General features: G+C 54.7%; 12 protein-coding genes. 9 read left to right on the top strand and 3 right to left on the bottom strand.

Features of this window, described 5'->3' with window-relative positions:
* Positions 1-7 precede the first annotated feature (7 nt).
* Entirely contained in the window at positions 8-2,212 is a 2,205-nt protein-coding gene (locus A15D_RS14080; RefSeq protein ID WP_102792450.1) for a DUF6160 family protein, read from the top strand.
* 52 nt (positions 2,213-2,264) lie between these two features.
* On the opposite strand, the gene A15D_RS14075 is transcribed toward A15D_RS14080, so the two are convergent.
* Positions 2,265-3,083, bottom strand: a complete 819-nt coding sequence (locus A15D_RS14075) for a pyruvate, water dikinase regulatory protein (RefSeq protein WP_031225768.1) — start codon at positions 3,081-3,083, stop codon at positions 2,265-2,267.
* Positions 3,084-3,570: 487 nt separating this feature from the next.
* On the opposite strand from A15D_RS14075, the gene ppsA reads away from it, so the two are divergent.
* Entirely contained in the window at positions 3,571-5,943 is a 2,373-nt protein-coding gene (gene ppsA / locus A15D_RS14070) for a phosphoenolpyruvate synthase (protein ID WP_102792449.1), read from the top strand.
* 374 nt (positions 5,944-6,317) lie between these two features.
* Positions 6,318-6,614, top strand: coding sequence for a Rieske 2Fe-2S domain-containing protein (locus A15D_RS14065; RefSeq protein ID WP_022983830.1), 297 nt, complete (start codon positions 6,318-6,320; stop codon positions 6,612-6,614).
* A 138-nt stretch (positions 6,615-6,752) separates the two neighbouring features.
* Here the strand turns inward: A15D_RS14065 and A15D_RS17490 are convergent, their stop codons facing one another.
* Complete coding sequence (locus A15D_RS17490) at positions 6,753-7,391, bottom strand: transglycosylase SLT domain-containing protein (protein ID WP_102792448.1); 639 nt, start codon at positions 7,389-7,391, stop codon at positions 6,753-6,755.
* 237 nt (positions 7,392-7,628) lie between these two features.
* Here A15D_RS17490 and A15D_RS14055 point away from each other — a divergent pair, with 237 nt between their 5' ends.
* Together A15D_RS14055 and gorA are read left to right on the top strand one after the other, a co-directional pair.
* Positions 7,629-9,197, top strand: coding sequence for an FMN-binding glutamate synthase family protein (locus A15D_RS14055; RefSeq protein WP_102792447.1), 1,569 nt, complete (start codon positions 7,629-7,631; stop codon positions 9,195-9,197).
* A 75-nt stretch (positions 9,198-9,272) separates the two neighbouring features.
* Positions 9,273-10,637, top strand: coding sequence for a glutathione-disulfide reductase (gene gorA / locus A15D_RS14050; RefSeq protein ID WP_102792446.1), 1,365 nt, complete (start codon positions 9,273-9,275; stop codon positions 10,635-10,637).
* Between the two features lie 166 nt (positions 10,638-10,803).
* Here the strand turns inward: gorA and A15D_RS14045 are convergent, their stop codons facing one another.
* Positions 10,804-12,147, bottom strand: coding sequence for a cytochrome P450 (locus A15D_RS14045; RefSeq protein WP_102792445.1), 1,344 nt, complete (start codon positions 12,145-12,147; stop codon positions 10,804-10,806).
* 323 nt (positions 12,148-12,470) lie between these two features.
* On the opposite strand from A15D_RS14045, the gene A15D_RS14040 reads away from it, so the two are divergent.
* The 4 genes from A15D_RS14040 (at position 12,471) to A15D_RS14025 (ending at position 15,127) form a co-directional block, all read left to right on the top strand.
* On the top strand, positions 12,471-13,250 hold the full coding sequence (locus tag A15D_RS14040) for a ParA family protein (protein ID WP_102792444.1): 780 nt from the start codon (positions 12,471-12,473) through the stop codon (positions 13,248-13,250).
* The gene (locus tag A15D_RS14035) at positions 13,243-13,623 is read left to right on the top strand and encodes a YkvA family protein (RefSeq protein ID WP_102792443.1); all 381 of its coding nucleotides are present in this window, start codon (positions 13,243-13,245) and stop codon (positions 13,621-13,623) included. Before A15D_RS14040 ends, A15D_RS14035 begins: the two co-directional genes overlap by 8 nt.
* Before the next feature lie 8 nt (positions 13,624-13,631).
* The gene (locus A15D_RS14030; protein ID WP_102792442.1) at positions 13,632-14,225 is read left to right on the top strand and encodes a DUF805 domain-containing protein; all 594 of its coding nucleotides are present in this window, start codon (positions 13,632-13,634) and stop codon (positions 14,223-14,225) included.
* A 107-nt stretch (positions 14,226-14,332) separates the two neighbouring features.
* Positions 14,333-15,127 carry a hypothetical protein gene (locus A15D_RS14025; RefSeq protein ID WP_102792441.1) on the top strand — a complete coding sequence of 265 codons (795 nt, stop codon included), beginning with the start codon at positions 14,333-14,335 and terminating at the stop codon, positions 15,125-15,127.
* Positions 15,128-15,227 lie beyond the last annotated feature (100 nt).

The raw sequence follows: 15,227 nt of genomic DNA, 5'->3' as shown, positions 1-15,227 counted from the left end.
GGATGCCATGAATAAAATAATAATTTTTCAGCTCTCTATAATCAGTGTATTAGCCTCCATCTCTACTGGTGTGAGCGCACTTGAAACCATGTCAGAAGATGAAATGGGGAGAGTGTCTGGGCGTGATGGGGTTACACTCAATCTGGAGTCCAGCACTGGAATCCAGGCAGACCAGATTCGTTGGGTGATGGATGAAGGGTCAACAGGACCATCTTATGAAAATGCTATCCATCTTGGGAAAGCCGGTAACCTTGATGACTCTTTTCGTCTTATTCCCATAGGGGTAGACGGGGCAGCAACAACGGATTTGCTGGATATTTCTGTAGCGATTGATGCCTTTACGAATAGTGATAACCGTTCAGGGTTGGCTATTGATGCAACCTGGGATCGAATGAGAGCTCAGTTTGGAAGCCTCTCTGTTTCGGATGATACTCGCTCATTTGGCGCTGCGGCATTTGATTCGGCGGGTCGCTTTGCCATGATTGGTGATGGGGGCTTGTTTAATGCTTCTACCAATAATGCGCGATTGATTCTCAATGTCGGTAATGTGGATGCATCAGATTCCAACCCCTCTAACTGGGAAATTAATGATCCTGGCCTTTTGTTTTATCGTATGGGAGCCGCAGGCAGTACTGAAATACAGCTAGCTAATTTTGGTCTTCTTTTTGATATGCATGAAGGAACGATTGGGATCGATAATGATGGAATTTTTCTGCAGAGCGCACCAGCTTCGCGAACCGATTTGAATCTTACATTTGATATCTATGCAAATGAAGCGAACACAGCTGCTGGTTCATTTCAGAAGACCTCTGAGTCTATCCCTATGTTGTTTTTTGGCTGGCGTGGAGGACTGGATGATGTTGGCCTTAGATTGCGCCCGCAAGGGACCTGGATTGCTGACAATTCATTTACGGGGGGGCTGACGACTTCCTTAGGCTTCGACCTTGCAGATGATTTTCAGTTTGTTATCGGTGAAGCCAAACCTGAAGTGGCAGGGGATCAAAAGCAGTCCTACCTTGAATTTACCCAACCCGTGAGTTTGCCCAGTACACTGGACCCGGGCCGTAAGGATGTCGAATTCGGTTATATCACGCTTGACGCTATCTCGGCAGGCCAGGGGGTTGGTGGGATCTGCTACGGAGGAGGGAATACATTCGGTATAACGGCTGGATCGTGTTCATCCAGCACAGGGGGGTTGCTTCCTGTTCAGGTGATTGATGTGCCTGCGTCGAATTCTGGGCTGGCTCTCATTGCCCGCGAATGGGGGCTTCATGCGTATTCCTCAAACGTCTCTTATCGTGATGGTGCAGGTCCTGCAGCTGGCCTTGATGTGAATGAGGGTTGGGCGCTGATCTATACATTGGGTGATATCAGCAGCAACGTTTACCTCTACCCTCAAACGGGTGGGGGCATAACTATGGATGTGGTAACTGCCATCCAGACTATTGGAGGTGCAGACGCAAAGGGCCGCCCTGATCTTTCTCGTTGGGAAAATGGCACGCATTTGATGATTGGGGATACAGAGGTTACTCATCCGACAGACACGGATGTACAAGGCTTGGCGATTGGTCTCGTTGGTTCAGATCTCATTTTTGCTGCCAACGATCTGTCAGTAGGGCTGTCTCTGTTTAATGGCTTGAGCCTTAGTTCAAATGAAGTTCGTCTTCAGTTGCGTGGTATGTTTGCTGGCGGTGACATCCCGTATATGAAGTATCCAATCTATGGAAGCTATATTGATATGAATTTCGAATTTGATGAATTCGTATTCAAACTGCTTCCAGCACTTTCTGGCGACTATATTAATTTTGGCGGTTTTCTTAGCTTTGCAAATCTAAGTGGAGGATTTTCAAACTCGACAGGTGGTGGACATGGCCATGACGATGGTTCCTACATTTCTTTTGCTGAGCCGAACTTCAACAAGTTGAATGTAGATCTGAGGCTTGCAGATATCACTGGTGATATCGAGATACCTGGAGACGTGGTCGGGGGTGGCGGCAAGATCGATCTGCTTTCAGCTACAGCGGAAAGTGATGATCGTCCCAAGTTGCGTATCCAAACCAATATGAAAATTGGCGCGTTAGCAACCAAACCGGGAGGTGGTGCCGGAGATGCTCTTCAAATTGGTCGTGTCGAGTTTGGCGGCCAAAATCTGGGAACTATTGTAGTTCCGGCTGGACAGGTCAGAGCTGCACTCACCTTGAAACAGCAGTAATCGTTCTGATACGAAGGGTCTATAGTATTTACTATAAGCCCTTTTTAAAAAGTCACTGAAGTCGTCGCTTCAGGCCTTTCATCGCCAATACCCGTGTACTGATCTCTTCGATAGATAACTCTGTGGCATCCAGATAGGGGATGTTGTGCTTGTTGTACATGGCTTCCAGGGCGCGCAGTTCCATGTCGCATTGGCGCAGAGAGGCGTATTTGCTGTTTGACTTGCGTTCACTGCGAATCGCGCTAAGGCGCTCGGCGTTGATAGTCAGGCCGAATAGCTTCGTTTTGTGTTCCTGGAGCGCCTTGGGAAGTCGCAGGTCATCGAAGTCGTCTTCAGTGAGCGGGTAGTTGGCAGCAAATAATCCAAATTGAAGAGCCAGATAAAGGCTGGTGGGCGTTTTGCCGGAGCGGGAGACGCCGATGAGGATAATGTCAGCCTGGTCGTAGTGCCGCGTCCGGGCGCCATCATCGTTGTCTAGCGCAAAGTGGACGGCATTGATCCGAATACGGTAGGAGTCGGCGTCACGGATGGCGTGACTCTGGTTGATCTTGTGATTGGAGCGAACCCCCAGTTCTTCCTCCAGCGGGTTGAGGAAGGCGCCGAACAGGTCCAGCACCATACCTTTGCAGCTGTGCAGAATCTCGCGGTGTTCGTTGTTCACCAGAGTAGAGAAGACCACCGGTTTTACCCCGTCTTCCTGGTGGGCCCTGTTGATGCGTTCTACGGCCTCTCGTGTTTGCTGGTCGGATTGCACAAAGGGGAGGGTGACTTGAACGAATTCAATATCGCCAAATTGGCTGAGCATACTGTGGCCAAGGGTTTCGGCCGTAATGCCTGTGCCGTCAGAGAGGTAAAAGGCTGTACGTTTCATGATAAGTGCCATGTCTGATCCCGCATGAGAGTGCTGGCCATAGGGCTGGCTTTGCGATCATGGGCACGACGGTCCCTGATCGTCCCTGAGGAAAATTGTCTAGCAGGCACCTGTGAGAGCCATCTTTGGCCCTGCAAGGGGTGCCTAAGTCATTGTTTTGTCGTAGCAGTCTAGTGACTCCACGCCGGGCTTTCCACTGCCATGACCGTAAAGCAGGCTGAATGACACGAATTGGCCGTTGTCCGGACCACGCGTTGCCACTACACTGCGCGCCGATAGCCCAAAGCATGAATTATCCTTGCATTTTCAATGGGATAGTGGCGTTGAAAACTGGGTGGCAGCGAATTGGCCATATAAATGCCGAAAGTCGCGCCCCTTTTTGTCACTTGGGCGGGCAAACCGTGATGGTTTTGAGTAGAATGTCGGCTCGATTCGACCCGGCATTGCCAGTGGATACTACCGGTAACACGTATTTAAGGAGACAACCTTGGCGGAATATGTAGTCTGGTTTCAGGATCTGGGGAAAGACGACGTAGAACACGTTGGTGGCAAAAATGCCTCCCTGGGTGAAATGATCAGCAATCTGTCGGCAGCGGGTGTCTCCGTGCCCGGCGGCTTTGCCACTACCGCTGAAGCCTTCCGTGAGTTCCTCGAGCACAACAACCTGACCCAAAAGATCAACGAAGCGCTGAGCGCTCTTGATGTTGAGGATGTGGTTGCACTGGCCAAGACCGGTGAAGAAATCCGCCAGTGGGTGATTGATGCGCCTTTCCAGCCTGCGTTGGACAAGGCCATCCGTGAAGCTTACGAGCAGATCGGCGAGGGCAATGCCGACCTGCCAGTGGCGGTCCGTTCTTCCGCTACCGCAGAGGATTTGCCGGATGCCTCGTTTGCCGGCCAACAGGAAACCTTCCTGAATATCCGTGGTATCGACAGTGTCATGGTCGCTGTGAAAGAGGTCTTTGCCTCCCTGTTTAATGATCGTGCCATCAGCTACCGGGTGCATCAGGGTTTTGACCACAAGCTGGTTGCCCTGTCCGCGGGTGTGCAGCGCATGGTGCGTTCCGAGACGGGCGCCGCAGGCGTGATGTTCTCTCTTGATACCGAATCCGGTTTCAAGGACGTGGTGTTCATTACCGCGTCTTACGGCCTGGGTGAAATGGTCGTGCAGGGTGCAGTAAACCCTGACGAATTCTACGTTCACAAGCAGACACTGCAGAATAACAAGCCTGCCATCCTGCGCCGTAACCTGGGCAGCAAGATGCAGAAGATGATTTACGGCGCTGAGGCCACTGCTGGCAAGTCAGTCCAGATTGTGGATGTGGATCGTGATGACCGCATGAAGTTCTGTCTGACCGACGAACACATCGAGAACCTGTCTCGTCAGGCGATCGAAATCGAGAAACACTACGGTATGCCCATGGACATCGAGTGGGCGCTGGATGGTGATGACGGCAAACTGTACATCGTTCAGGCCCGTCCCGAGACGGTGAAGAGCCGTTCTGATGCCAACGTCATGGAACGTTACCTGCTCAAGCAGACCGGTAAGGTTCTGGTAGAAGGCCGCTCCATTGGCCAGCGTATCGGTGCCGGTACGGTCCGCATCGTTACCAGTGTCAAGGAAATGGACAAAGTGCAGCCGGGTGACGTGCTGGTGACCGACATGACGGATCCGGATTGGGAGCCGGTCATGAAGCGTGCGGCGGCCATCGTTACCAACCGTGGTGGCCGGACCTGTCACGCAGCCATTATTGCCCGTGAGCTGGGTGTGCCTGCCATCGTAGGGTGTGGCGATGCCACGGAACTGCTGTCTGATGGCATGGAAGTTACCGCGTCCTGTGCTGAGGGCGACACCGGCAAGATCTATGAAGGCAAGCTGGAATTTGACGTACAGCGTAATTCCATCGAATCCATGCCGAAGCTGCCGTTCAAGATCATGATGAACGTCGGCAACCCGGATCGTGCTTTCGATTTCGCGGGGCTGCCGAATCAGGGCGTTGGGCTTGCCCGTCTGGAGTTCATCATCAACCGCATGATTGGCGTCCACCCGAAGGCGTTGTTGAACTACGACAGCATGCCGAATGACATCAAGCAGAACATCGACAAGCGTATTGCCGGCTACGGCGATCCGGTCGATTTCTACGTTGAGAAACTGGTGGAAGGCGTGTCGACCCTGGCTGCGGCGTTCTACCCCGAGAAAGTCATTGTTCGTCTGTCTGACTTCAAGTCCAACGAATACGCCAACCTGATCGGTGGCAAGCACTACGAGCCGGAAGAAGAAAACCCGATGCTGGGCTTCCGCGGTGCGAGCCGCTACATCAGTGAGAACTTCCGCGACTGCTTCGAGCTCGAATGCCGGGCCATGAAGAAAGTCCGCGATGTGATGGGCTTTACCAATGTTGAGCTGATGGTGCCGTTCGTTCGTACCACTGGCGAAGCCGAACAGGTGATCGAGCTTCTCGGCAAGAACGGCCTGAAGCGTGGTGAAAATGATCTGCGTGTCATCATGATGTGCGAGCTGCCCACCAATGCGTTGTTGGCTGATGAGTTCCTGGAGAACTTTGACGGCTTCTCTATCGGTTCCAACGACCTTACCCAGCTGACGTTGGGTCTGGACCGCGATTCCGGTATCGTCAGCCACCTGTTTGATGAGCGCGATCCTGCAGTGAAGAAGCTGCTGAAGATGGCCATTGATGCGTGTAACGCGCAGGGTAAATACATCGGGATCTGTGGTCAGGGCCCCTCGGACCATCCTGACCTGGCGAAATGGCTGATGGAGCAGGGTATCTCCTCTGTATCCCTGAACCCGGATTCAGTGCTGGATACCTGGTTCTTCCTGGCGGGTAAGCACGGCGAGTAAATCGCACGGCTTGACCTGTCTGGCGCTTCATCGCACAGTAAAAAGCCCGCGCAAGCGGGCTTTTTTATGGTTCTGTACAGATTTGAGGGGAAAGCCCGATTGACGCCTGCCGGCTTGCCGTAGGAGCGTCGCTCGCGGCGCGATTGCCCGCATCTTCAAAGGCAGATTTACGGCAGAGAGTATAGAGATCACTGCTGGGCGGCCGGTTTGCTGTTTGTGAAAATGCTTTTGATACCGGGATCGCGCCGCGAGCGACGCTCCTACAGAAGGGTGGGAGGCGTCCCCCCAAAAATCCGTGATGAACCTTTTCATTGCGATCGGGCTTTGCATGTCATGGCTGGTGTCTGCGGGTATTGCGAAAAGGAGGGCGGTCAATGTTTCACCGACTGATTCGGTCGCTTGAGCTCTATGATGGTCTGCGTATGCCTGTGAAAGTCGGCCGTGAAGAGCTGCTGTTGATCCATGAGGATGGCCAGACCTGGTTGGTGCAACGCCGTTGCCCTCACGCCGACTTCCCGCTTGATCGCTGTACCGTGTCCGGTAACCAGTTGCGCTGCCCCGGTCACGGAATGGAATTCTCCTTGCGCAGCGGGCAATGCCTGACCGCCAACTATCGTCTTGACCAGTATCGGATTGCCTATGATGGGCCGTGGTTGGGGGTGGAGGCTTGAAGGCTTGAAGGCAGCTGTCAGCTATGAGTTATGAGTCGTGAAGATCAAGAAACAGGCTTGGGGTTGCGATTTTCAAACTGATAGCTGATAGCTGATAGCTGATAGCTGATAGCTGATGGCTGATGGCTCACCACCGGCCTATCTCGCCGCGAAGACTTCCTCTTCCCCCATGCCCACGATGAAGTGTGGCGCGTAACGGCTTTTCAGCTGTTTCACCTTGCGAACATAGGCTTGGGTTTCCTTGAACGGTGGGATGCCACCGTAACGACGCACATTGCCTTCGCCCGCATTGTATGCGGCAAGAATATGGTCAAGATCGGTGAATTTGCCTTTCAGGTAGGCAAGAAACCGGGTGCCCCCAAGGATGTTCTGGCGGGCATCGAAGGGGTTGGCCACTTCCAGATAGTTGGCGGTTTCGGGCATCAGTTGCATCAGGCCCTGAGCGCCAACGCGGGAAACGGCATTCGGGTTGAACAGGGATTCGGCATGGATAACCGCCTTGATCAAGGCCGGTTCGACACCGTACTGGCTGGCGGCGAGGGTGATTACGCTGTCATAACGGTCACGTTCGGCATCGCTCAGCGCGCGGGTCTGATAGTTCCACCCCTTCCGTACTGACAGCAACGTGTGGTCACCGCCAACCCGTTCCTGGGGCTGGTCGGTAAACAGGATGGTGCCGTCCGCTGCACGGTACTTGTAGATGTTCCCTGCAGCGGCCGTTCCTGACAATCCGATGAGGCTGCTGACACACAGGGTCAGCAGGACGTATTTGTTCATTGTTATGGCCAGTACCCTTGGTGGCAGCAGGTGCTGCCTTGGTATTTTTTATATGCGCTGCCAAGCGGCAACGCTTTCCCCCATGGTAGCGTCGTCGTTTATAGTGGCCGAGCATTCACCGATGAAATGGTTAAATCCCGGGTTTAACGTGGACGCCTATAAATATCATACTACCGGCTGACGGATGGCCCAATAGCCCATCTGGCCAAAGTGCCGGGCAGGTCACAAGGAGAGAATATGTTCCCGGAGCGGCTACAACCCTGGTTGAGCAGTATGATTGCCTGGCTGGAGCTGGGTTTTCTTGCCCTTGTGGTGTTGCTGATTCTGGTGGCGCTGGCCCTGTGGATACAGGACCGGTTTTTCCAGAAAGCCCATGCCATCCGCCGTAATTTCCCCTTGATTGGCCGGTTTCGGTACTTTTTCGAGCATCTAGGCGAGTTTTTCCGTCAGTACTTTTTCGCCATGGACCGTGAAGAGCTGCCATTTAACCGGGCGCAACGCAGCTGGGTGTACCGTGCAGCCAAGAACCTAAGTAACACTTCTGCGTTCGGGTCGACCAAACAGATTGGCGCCGGGCGGGTGATTTTCATGAATTGCCCGTACCCGACGCTGGAAAAGAACGCTGCCAAAACCTTGCCGCTGATGATCGGCCCCCACTGTGATCAGCCTTACGTGGCTCAGAGTTTTTTCAACATCTCCGGTATGAGTTTTGGCGCCTTGTCCCGACCGGCGGTACAGGCCTTGTCGAAAGGGGCGGCCGCGGCCAATTGCTGGATGAACACAGGGGAGGGCGGGCTGTCTCCGTATCACCTTGAAGGTGGCTGTGATGTGGTGTTTCAGATCGGGACCGCCCGATATGGTGTTCGGGACAGCGACGGCAACCTCGACGACGACAAGCTGGCGAAAATTGCGGCACATACCCAGGTTAAAATGTTCGAAATCAAGCTCAGCCAAGGGGCAAAACCCGGCAAGGGCGGGATTTTGCCAGCAGCAAAGGTCACGGAGGAAATCGGCAGGATACGTGGCATTCCCGTCGGCGAACCCTCCATCAGCCCCAACGGCCAACCCGATGTGCAGGATGCCAACAGCCTGCTGGCCATGATTGCCCATGTCCGGGCGGTGACAGGAAAACCCACTGGGATCAAATGTGTGCTGGGGTCGTTTCGATGGCTGGAAGATCTGTTCCTGGCTATTAATGAGCGAGGCCATGAATCCGCCCCTGATTTCATCACCGTAGATAGTGGCGACGGCGGCACTGGCGCCGCGCCCATGTCTCTGATGGATGATGTGGGCCTCTATCTGGCGGAGTCATTGCCCCTGCTGGTGGACTTACGGGATGGCTACGGCCTGACCGACAGGGTCAGAATCATCGCCTCCGGCAAGCTGATAAATCCCAGCATGGTGGCCTGGGCAATTGCGGTCGGGGCGGACTTCTGTGTTTCTGCCCGTGGCTACATGTTTGCACTGGGCTGTATTCAGGCGCTGCAGTGCAACCGCAATACCTGCCCAACCGGGGTGACAACCCATAACCCCCGCTTGCAGCGAGGGCTGGTTCCAGAAGAGAAATCACAGAGGGTGGCGTACTTCCACGACAATCTCGTCAAAGAGGTGGAAACCATCGCCCATTCCTGTGGCGTCAGTGAGCCGCGGGAATTGCGCCGTCATCATGCCAGAATGCTCAGCAGTAACGGCGAATCCATTCCACTGGATTATTTGTGGCCCCAAGTGGCTACGGGAGAGTATCTGACTTCCGGGCGACCCAGTGAGCAACCAACACTGGTAAGGTGGCAGACCCGAAAACCGTAACAAGTCCCTGTTCGGAGCATCAGAACGCTAAAGCTAACAAGTTGCCTGACATTCCCTATTTGCGAGGAGTAAGCAGTGAAAACCGAGTTTGATCTGGTGGTAATTGGCGCCGGTTCCGGCGGCGTCCGTGCTGCGCGTATGGCCGCGGGCCATGGCGCCAGCGTGGCAATCATCGAAGAGCGTTTTTTTGGTGGGACCTGTGTCAATGTGGGCTGCGTCCCCAAAAAACTGTTTTCCTATGGCGCACATTTCCCCCAGGAATTTTCACTGGCCAGCGATTATGGCTATCAGATTGATGGCTGGACGTTTGACTGGGCGACTCTCAGGGACAACAAGAGCCGGGAAATCGAGCGCTTGAACGGCATTTACAAGCGTATTCTCGACCAGGCCGGCGTCACCATTTTTCAGGGCCATGGCACGGTTCTGGGTGAGGGCAGGGTCTCGGTGGGAGATCAGGTCCTTACGGCCAGGCATGTATTGGTCGCTGTTGGCGGTAAGCCCTTTGTACCGGATTTCCCGGGCAAAGAGCATGTCCGAATTTCGGACGACTTGTTCTATCTCCCCGAATTACCCGAACGGGTGGCGGTTGTGGGGGGCGGCTATATCGCCACGGAGTTCGCCGGCATTCTGCATGGGCTGGGCTGTGAGGTCACCCAGATCTATCGCAAGGAGTTGTTCTTGCGTGGGTTTGATGAGGATATTCGGGCTTTTGTGGCAGCGCAGATGACGGCGCAGGGTGTCACACTGAAGTTCAACACCGATGTGGCCAAAATCACCGAAGCCGAAGGCCGGAAACAACTTCACTTCCAGGATGGAGGTGAAGAGGAGTTCGATGAGGTGTTCTATGCCACGGGCCGTGTTCCTCTATTGGACGGACTGTTTGCTGAAGGGGCGGCGCCTGCACTCAACGAACGCGGGGCTATCAAGGTCGATGAGCATTTTCAGACCAGCAATGCTGGGCTGTATGCGTTGGGCGATGTGATCGACCGCGTACAATTGACCCCGGTCGCCTTGGCTGAAGGCATGTGGCTGGCCGCACATCTGTTCGGCCAGAACAAGCCAGATGTGGCCATGAATTACGAACATATTGCGACGGCAGTGTTCAGTCATCCCAACATCGGTACCGTCGGCATGACCGAGCAACAGGCGCTAGAGTCTTGTGGGGCGGTCCGGGTCTACAAAAGCCAGTTTCGACCCATGCGCTATACCCTTGGCGAGCTGCAGGAACGGAGTTTCATTAAGTTGATTGTCGATGATGAGACAGACAAGGTCCTGGGGTTGCACATGGCCGGCGAGGATGCCGCCGAGATTACCCAGGGGTTCGCGGTGGCGATCAAGATGGGCGCTACCAAGGCAGATTTTGATGCCACCGTTGGGATCCATCCAACGGCTGCGGAAGAACTCGTCACGATGCGTCAGGGCGAGCGCATTACACGTTGATTGTGGCTGGACTCGACTGCTGCCGTATCGCTTGCTGGCAAGCTCCCACAGGGGGCAAGTTCTCACTGCACCTCCTCACTGCACCCCCAAAAACACAGTGGGAGTCAGCCTGCTGGCGCTAACCTGGCCCTCGCATGACTGGCAGGCTGGCTCCCTTCCTGCTGGCTTAGAGCCGCTGTAATGTGACCGGCAGGCCGTCCCCGGGCACGGGTAGGCTGGTCGTATCCAGCGGCATTTCATAACTGTCCGGCACGCTCCAGCGATAATTCAGTAATACTTGATGGAGTATCGCTTTGACCTGCATCTCGGCGAAGTGCAGACCAATGCACTTGTGAGCCCCGCCGCCAAACGGCACCCAGGCATAAGGATGGATTTTGTCTTCCCTGCGTGCTTCGCTGAACCTCTCTGGGTCAAAGGTTTCCGGTTCCGGCCAGAACTCTTCCATATAGTGGGTAAAGAACGGGCTGACGCTGATAAAGGTGCCCTTGGGGATAAAGTAGCCGTTGAATTCGGCATCTCTGACGGTTTTGCGTGGCAATGAGGGGACCGGGGCGCATAGTCTCAAGGCCTCTTTCATGGCCAGGCCAATCCCTTCCAGTTTGGCCAGATCATCATAGTTGATACAGGTCTTGTTCAGGGCCTGACTTTCTTCCCGCAAGCGCTGCTGCCACTGTGGATTCTTGGCCAGATAATAGAAGAGGGTGGACAGCGTGATGGTGGTCGTGTCGTGGGCCGCCATCATCAGGAAGATCATGTGATTGACCACATCGTCGTCGCTGAACTGGTCTCCATCTTCTGTTTTTGCATGGCACAGCACACTGAACAAATCAGATTCCTGACTTGCCCGTTTCGCTGGCAATTCCTTGCGGAAAAAGCGCTCCAGCACCTTGCGCCCTTTGAGCCCTTTGGCCCAGCGACCACCGGGTACATTCGCGCGTACCAGCGATGTGCCGGCACGTACCGTATCAATAAACGCCTGGTTGATGGCCTTGCTTTCCGGGCCCAGTTCGTAGCCCATGAAGACGTCGGTGGCGAGATCCAGTGTCAGTTGTTTGATGGCATTAAACACCAGAAAATCCGGTACCCGGTCCCAGTGCTCAATGCCCTGGGTAATATGCGGCCCCATGCGCTGAAGATAGCCCCGCAGTACATCGCGGTTAAATGCCTGCTGCATGATCTTGCGGTGCCAGCGGTGTTCCTCGAAATCCAGCAGCATGATGCCGCGGTGGAAAAACTTGCCAATGAAATAGTCCCAACCTTGATGGTTTGAGAACAAGTCACCGCGGTTAAGCATCACAAACTGGTTGGCGTCCGGGCCTACCATGTGAACCATGCGCATGCCAAAGACACTGGCCCAGGAAATCGGGCCATAGCGGTCATAACGCTTGCGCATCAAATTGATGGGGTCTTTCATGAATGACAGGGTCAGCCCGATCAGGGGCAGACCCCGGTCACCACGAATGGCCTTCAGCTCGCTGTCAGCGGGGATGGTGCAGAACGGCTGGCTCATGATGGCACTCCAGTCTCAACATTGTGTTTACTATGTATCTCTGTGGATACCATGGACAAGGGTGCTATATAGATTTTCGTTTCGTGTTTAGTGTGTGCTGGTGCAATTTTGATCACGACGGCGGTGAAGGTGCAGCTATCGGCCCTGCAGCGGTTTCTCCCAGCGTTGTCCAATGAGTTATCCACAGTATCTGTGGAAGACTGCAGTGACTGGATAACCGCGGCAGTTCAGCACTGTGAGGCTTGCCGGTAGCTGTGTATGATTCGGCTCAAAGCTTGTCAGCCACGGCTGGCCAATATCCGGCAGTTTAAGGAGAACAAGGAATGCGTCGTGTGGTGTTTAACCAGAAGGGCGGAGTGGGTAAATCCAGTATTACCGTCAATCTGGCCGCGATCAGTGCTGCGGAGGGGAACCGCACCCTGGTTGTTGATCTCGACCCCCAGTGTAATGCCAGTCAGTACCTGTTGGGGATGGAGGCCTACAGTGGCGGAGAAGGCCCCAAGCCTAACATCGGCACCTTCTTCGGCCAGACGCTGTCGTTTCGCCTGAAAGAAAAAGAGCCACGCGATTATGTTCACGCCACTCCGTTCGAGAACCTGTTCGTCTTGCCCTCCAACGGCGAACTTGGCGAAATCGAGCACATGCTCGAGTCCAAACACAAGATCTACAAACTCCGGGGATTGCTGAAAACCTTGTCCCGTGATTTTGACAACATCTTTGTGGATACCCCGCCAGCCTATAACTTCTACACGCTCTCGGCCCTGATTGCCGCGGACAAGGTTCTGATTCCGTTTGACTGTGATGCGTTCTCCCGCAAGGCGCTTTATACGCTGCTGGAAAACATCCAGGAGGCCCGGGAAGACCATAATGATGAGCTTCAGGTTGAAGGCATTATCGTCAACCAGTTCCAACCTCGGGCCCGGTTGCCCCAGGAACTGGTCGCGTCGTTGCAGGAAGAGGGCTTGCCGATTCTCGAGAACAAGCTGTCTTCCAGTGTCGTGATGCGTGAGTCCCATGAGCGGGCCACACCGCTGGTGAATTTGCAGCCCAAGCACAAACTCACCGAGGAATATCGCGCCCTGTTCCACGAGCTCAATGGCTGATCTTTCCTTCGCACGACGCCGCGCTGAACGCATTCTGCGTTCGGTATCGGCCACTCGCTGGCTGGCTCGTCTGGCGCTGCAACGGGGCGACAAGCTCAAGGCGCGTCTTGGCGATGCGGCGGGTGATGTCCGTCTCTTCGCCGTCATGCTGTACGACTGGGCTACCGGCCGATATCGGCAGGTGCCCTGGTCGACGCTGGTCAGTCTGGCAGCCGCGCTGGTGTACTTCCTGATTCCGCTGGATGCGATCCCTGATCCCATCATCGCACTGGGATTGCTGGATGATGCGGGGGTATTGGCACGGGCGGCGAGACAATGTCGTGGTGATATCGAGCAGTACCGCCAGTGGCGATCGGAACAGGGTGAGGAGTAAGGCTGGCCATGGAAAACCTGTACAAAGGGCCGGATATCAAGCCGGGTTACCTGGGCAACGGCACCATTGTGTATGAGCCGATTTCGCCCCTCAGTCTGACGCAGCGGCTCGGTCGGCTCCGCTATGCGTGTTATCAATTCTGTTCCAGCCTGATAGGGATGCTATTGATTGCCCTGTCCTGGGTGGTATCGGCGCTACCGTCGGTACCCGATGTGGTGTGGATCGTCGCCACCGGGCTGGTGGGGCTGGTGCTGACCCTCTACCTGTTCGGGCTGATGGTCCGCCGCCTCCATGATATTGACCGAAGTGGTTGGTGGGTGTTGGTCGCATTGATTCCGCTCTTGAATGTGCCGTTCCAGCTTTACCTCTACCTGGCGGACGGCAGCAGCATGATGAATCGCTACGGAACGCCCAATCCGCCACCCAGTGTGTTGGTGAAGGTGTTTGGTGGTCTGTTCTGGTTATGGAACGTGCTGACTTTGCTTGCGGTAACCACTCTGGTTATCCTGCAATGGTTGCGACCGGAATGGATCGCGCAAGGTTTGAGCTTGCTACCACCCGGAGCCGTGCCGCCCCTGCCTGTCGGCAAGGAATACTTGTAGACTCCTATTTCTCATAAAAACTGTGATAGTGTTTACTTAATTGGGGTCAGATGGGGCGGCTCCGTATAACAAAAGAACAGAACAACGAGATCAGAAAGGGAGAACTTATGGCTAAGCGACTACTGGGCAGCCTGTTGGCGATCACCCTGTTGCCGGCCCAGGGCATGGCAGCCATTTCCACCGCAGAACTCGAAGAATTCGAACTCTCGTTATGGCAGGTCCGTACCGATTTTCACATGCTGACGGTCATGACCGGCAGCGATGCCTATGCGTCAGACCTGGACCGCTCTATTTCCCGTGCGCAAGCCGCTCTGGCCTCCCTCAATGGTGATGCCGAGGGCAGTGAAGAGAGGGATCTGGTAATGGCGCTGGAAAAGGACTGGCAGATCTACGAAGATGCCGCCAGTGGTAACACCATGGCAGAGCAGGGGTTTACTAACGCCTATATCATTCAGGATGTGAATGAATTGCCCGCCATCATGGTTGAAAAGATGGAGGCCTTTGGTGAGGCAAAGAGCGGTCAGTACGACGATGTGCGTGAGCTGGCGGCGTATCTGCAGCGGATGACCTCTGAATATCTCAACCTGGCAGCGGATCCTTCGGGTGGCATGGCTGCTGGCTCCGATGAAGGCCGCCTTGAGTTCAAGGATGCGGTTCCCCAATTCGAAAAGATGCTCGCTGCTGCAAAAAGCAAGCATGCCGGGGATGAAGCCATGGCACGGGCGCTGAATCAGGTGGGGCTGAAATGGCAGTTCATCCGTGAGTCCATGGTCAAATTCTACGAAAACGCAGTACCGTTTCTGATTTATCGCTATACAAAACAAATGGTGGAAACCATGGATCAGGCGATCAGTCTGGCCTCCACCGATGTGGAGAAACCAACTTTCGGGCCTGTGGAGTAAGGTACTCCCAGGCCTGACATTGACCCCCGCCCAGCTGCGGGGGTTTTTCGTGGGGAGCGAAGGAGCCTCTAAATAACTCCTTGCATGCTCAGTCTTTCAG

Origin of the sequence: Alcanivorax sp. MD8A (assembly GCF_002888555.1) — a bacterium.
Taxonomy (GTDB): Bacteria; Pseudomonadota; Gammaproteobacteria; order Pseudomonadales; family Alcanivoracaceae; genus Alcanivorax.
Note: the sequence above shows the minus strand (reverse complement) of the source record. Positions and strands in the feature narration are given on the sequence as shown.

Coding starts and splice junctions, on each gene's coding strand:
- A15D_RS14080 (WP_102792450.1), top strand. CDS start 8: ATGAATAAAATAATAATTTTTCAGCTCTCTATAATCAGTGTATTAGCC.
- A15D_RS14075 (WP_031225768.1), bottom strand. CDS start 3,083: ATGAAACGTACAGCCTTTTACCTCTCTGACGGCACAGGCATTACGGCC.
- A15D_RS14065 (WP_022983830.1), top strand. CDS start 6,318: ATGTTTCACCGACTGATTCGGTCGCTTGAGCTCTATGATGGTCTGCGT.
- A15D_RS17490 (WP_102792448.1), bottom strand. CDS start 7,391: ATGAACAAATACGTCCTGCTGACCCTGTGTGTCAGCAGCCTCATCGGA.
- A15D_RS14055 (WP_102792447.1), top strand. CDS start 7,629: ATGTTCCCGGAGCGGCTACAACCCTGGTTGAGCAGTATGATTGCCTGG.
- A15D_RS14045 (WP_102792445.1), bottom strand. CDS start 12,147: ATGAGCCAGCCGTTCTGCACCATCCCCGCTGACAGCGAGCTGAAGGCC.
- A15D_RS14040 (WP_102792444.1), top strand. CDS start 12,471: ATGCGTCGTGTGGTGTTTAACCAGAAGGGCGGAGTGGGTAAATCCAGT.
- A15D_RS14035 (WP_102792443.1), top strand. CDS start 13,243: ATGGCTGATCTTTCCTTCGCACGACGCCGCGCTGAACGCATTCTGCGT.
- A15D_RS14030 (WP_102792442.1), top strand. CDS start 13,632: ATGGAAAACCTGTACAAAGGGCCGGATATCAAGCCGGGTTACCTGGGC.
- A15D_RS14025 (WP_102792441.1), top strand. CDS start 14,333: ATGGCTAAGCGACTACTGGGCAGCCTGTTGGCGATCACCCTGTTGCCG.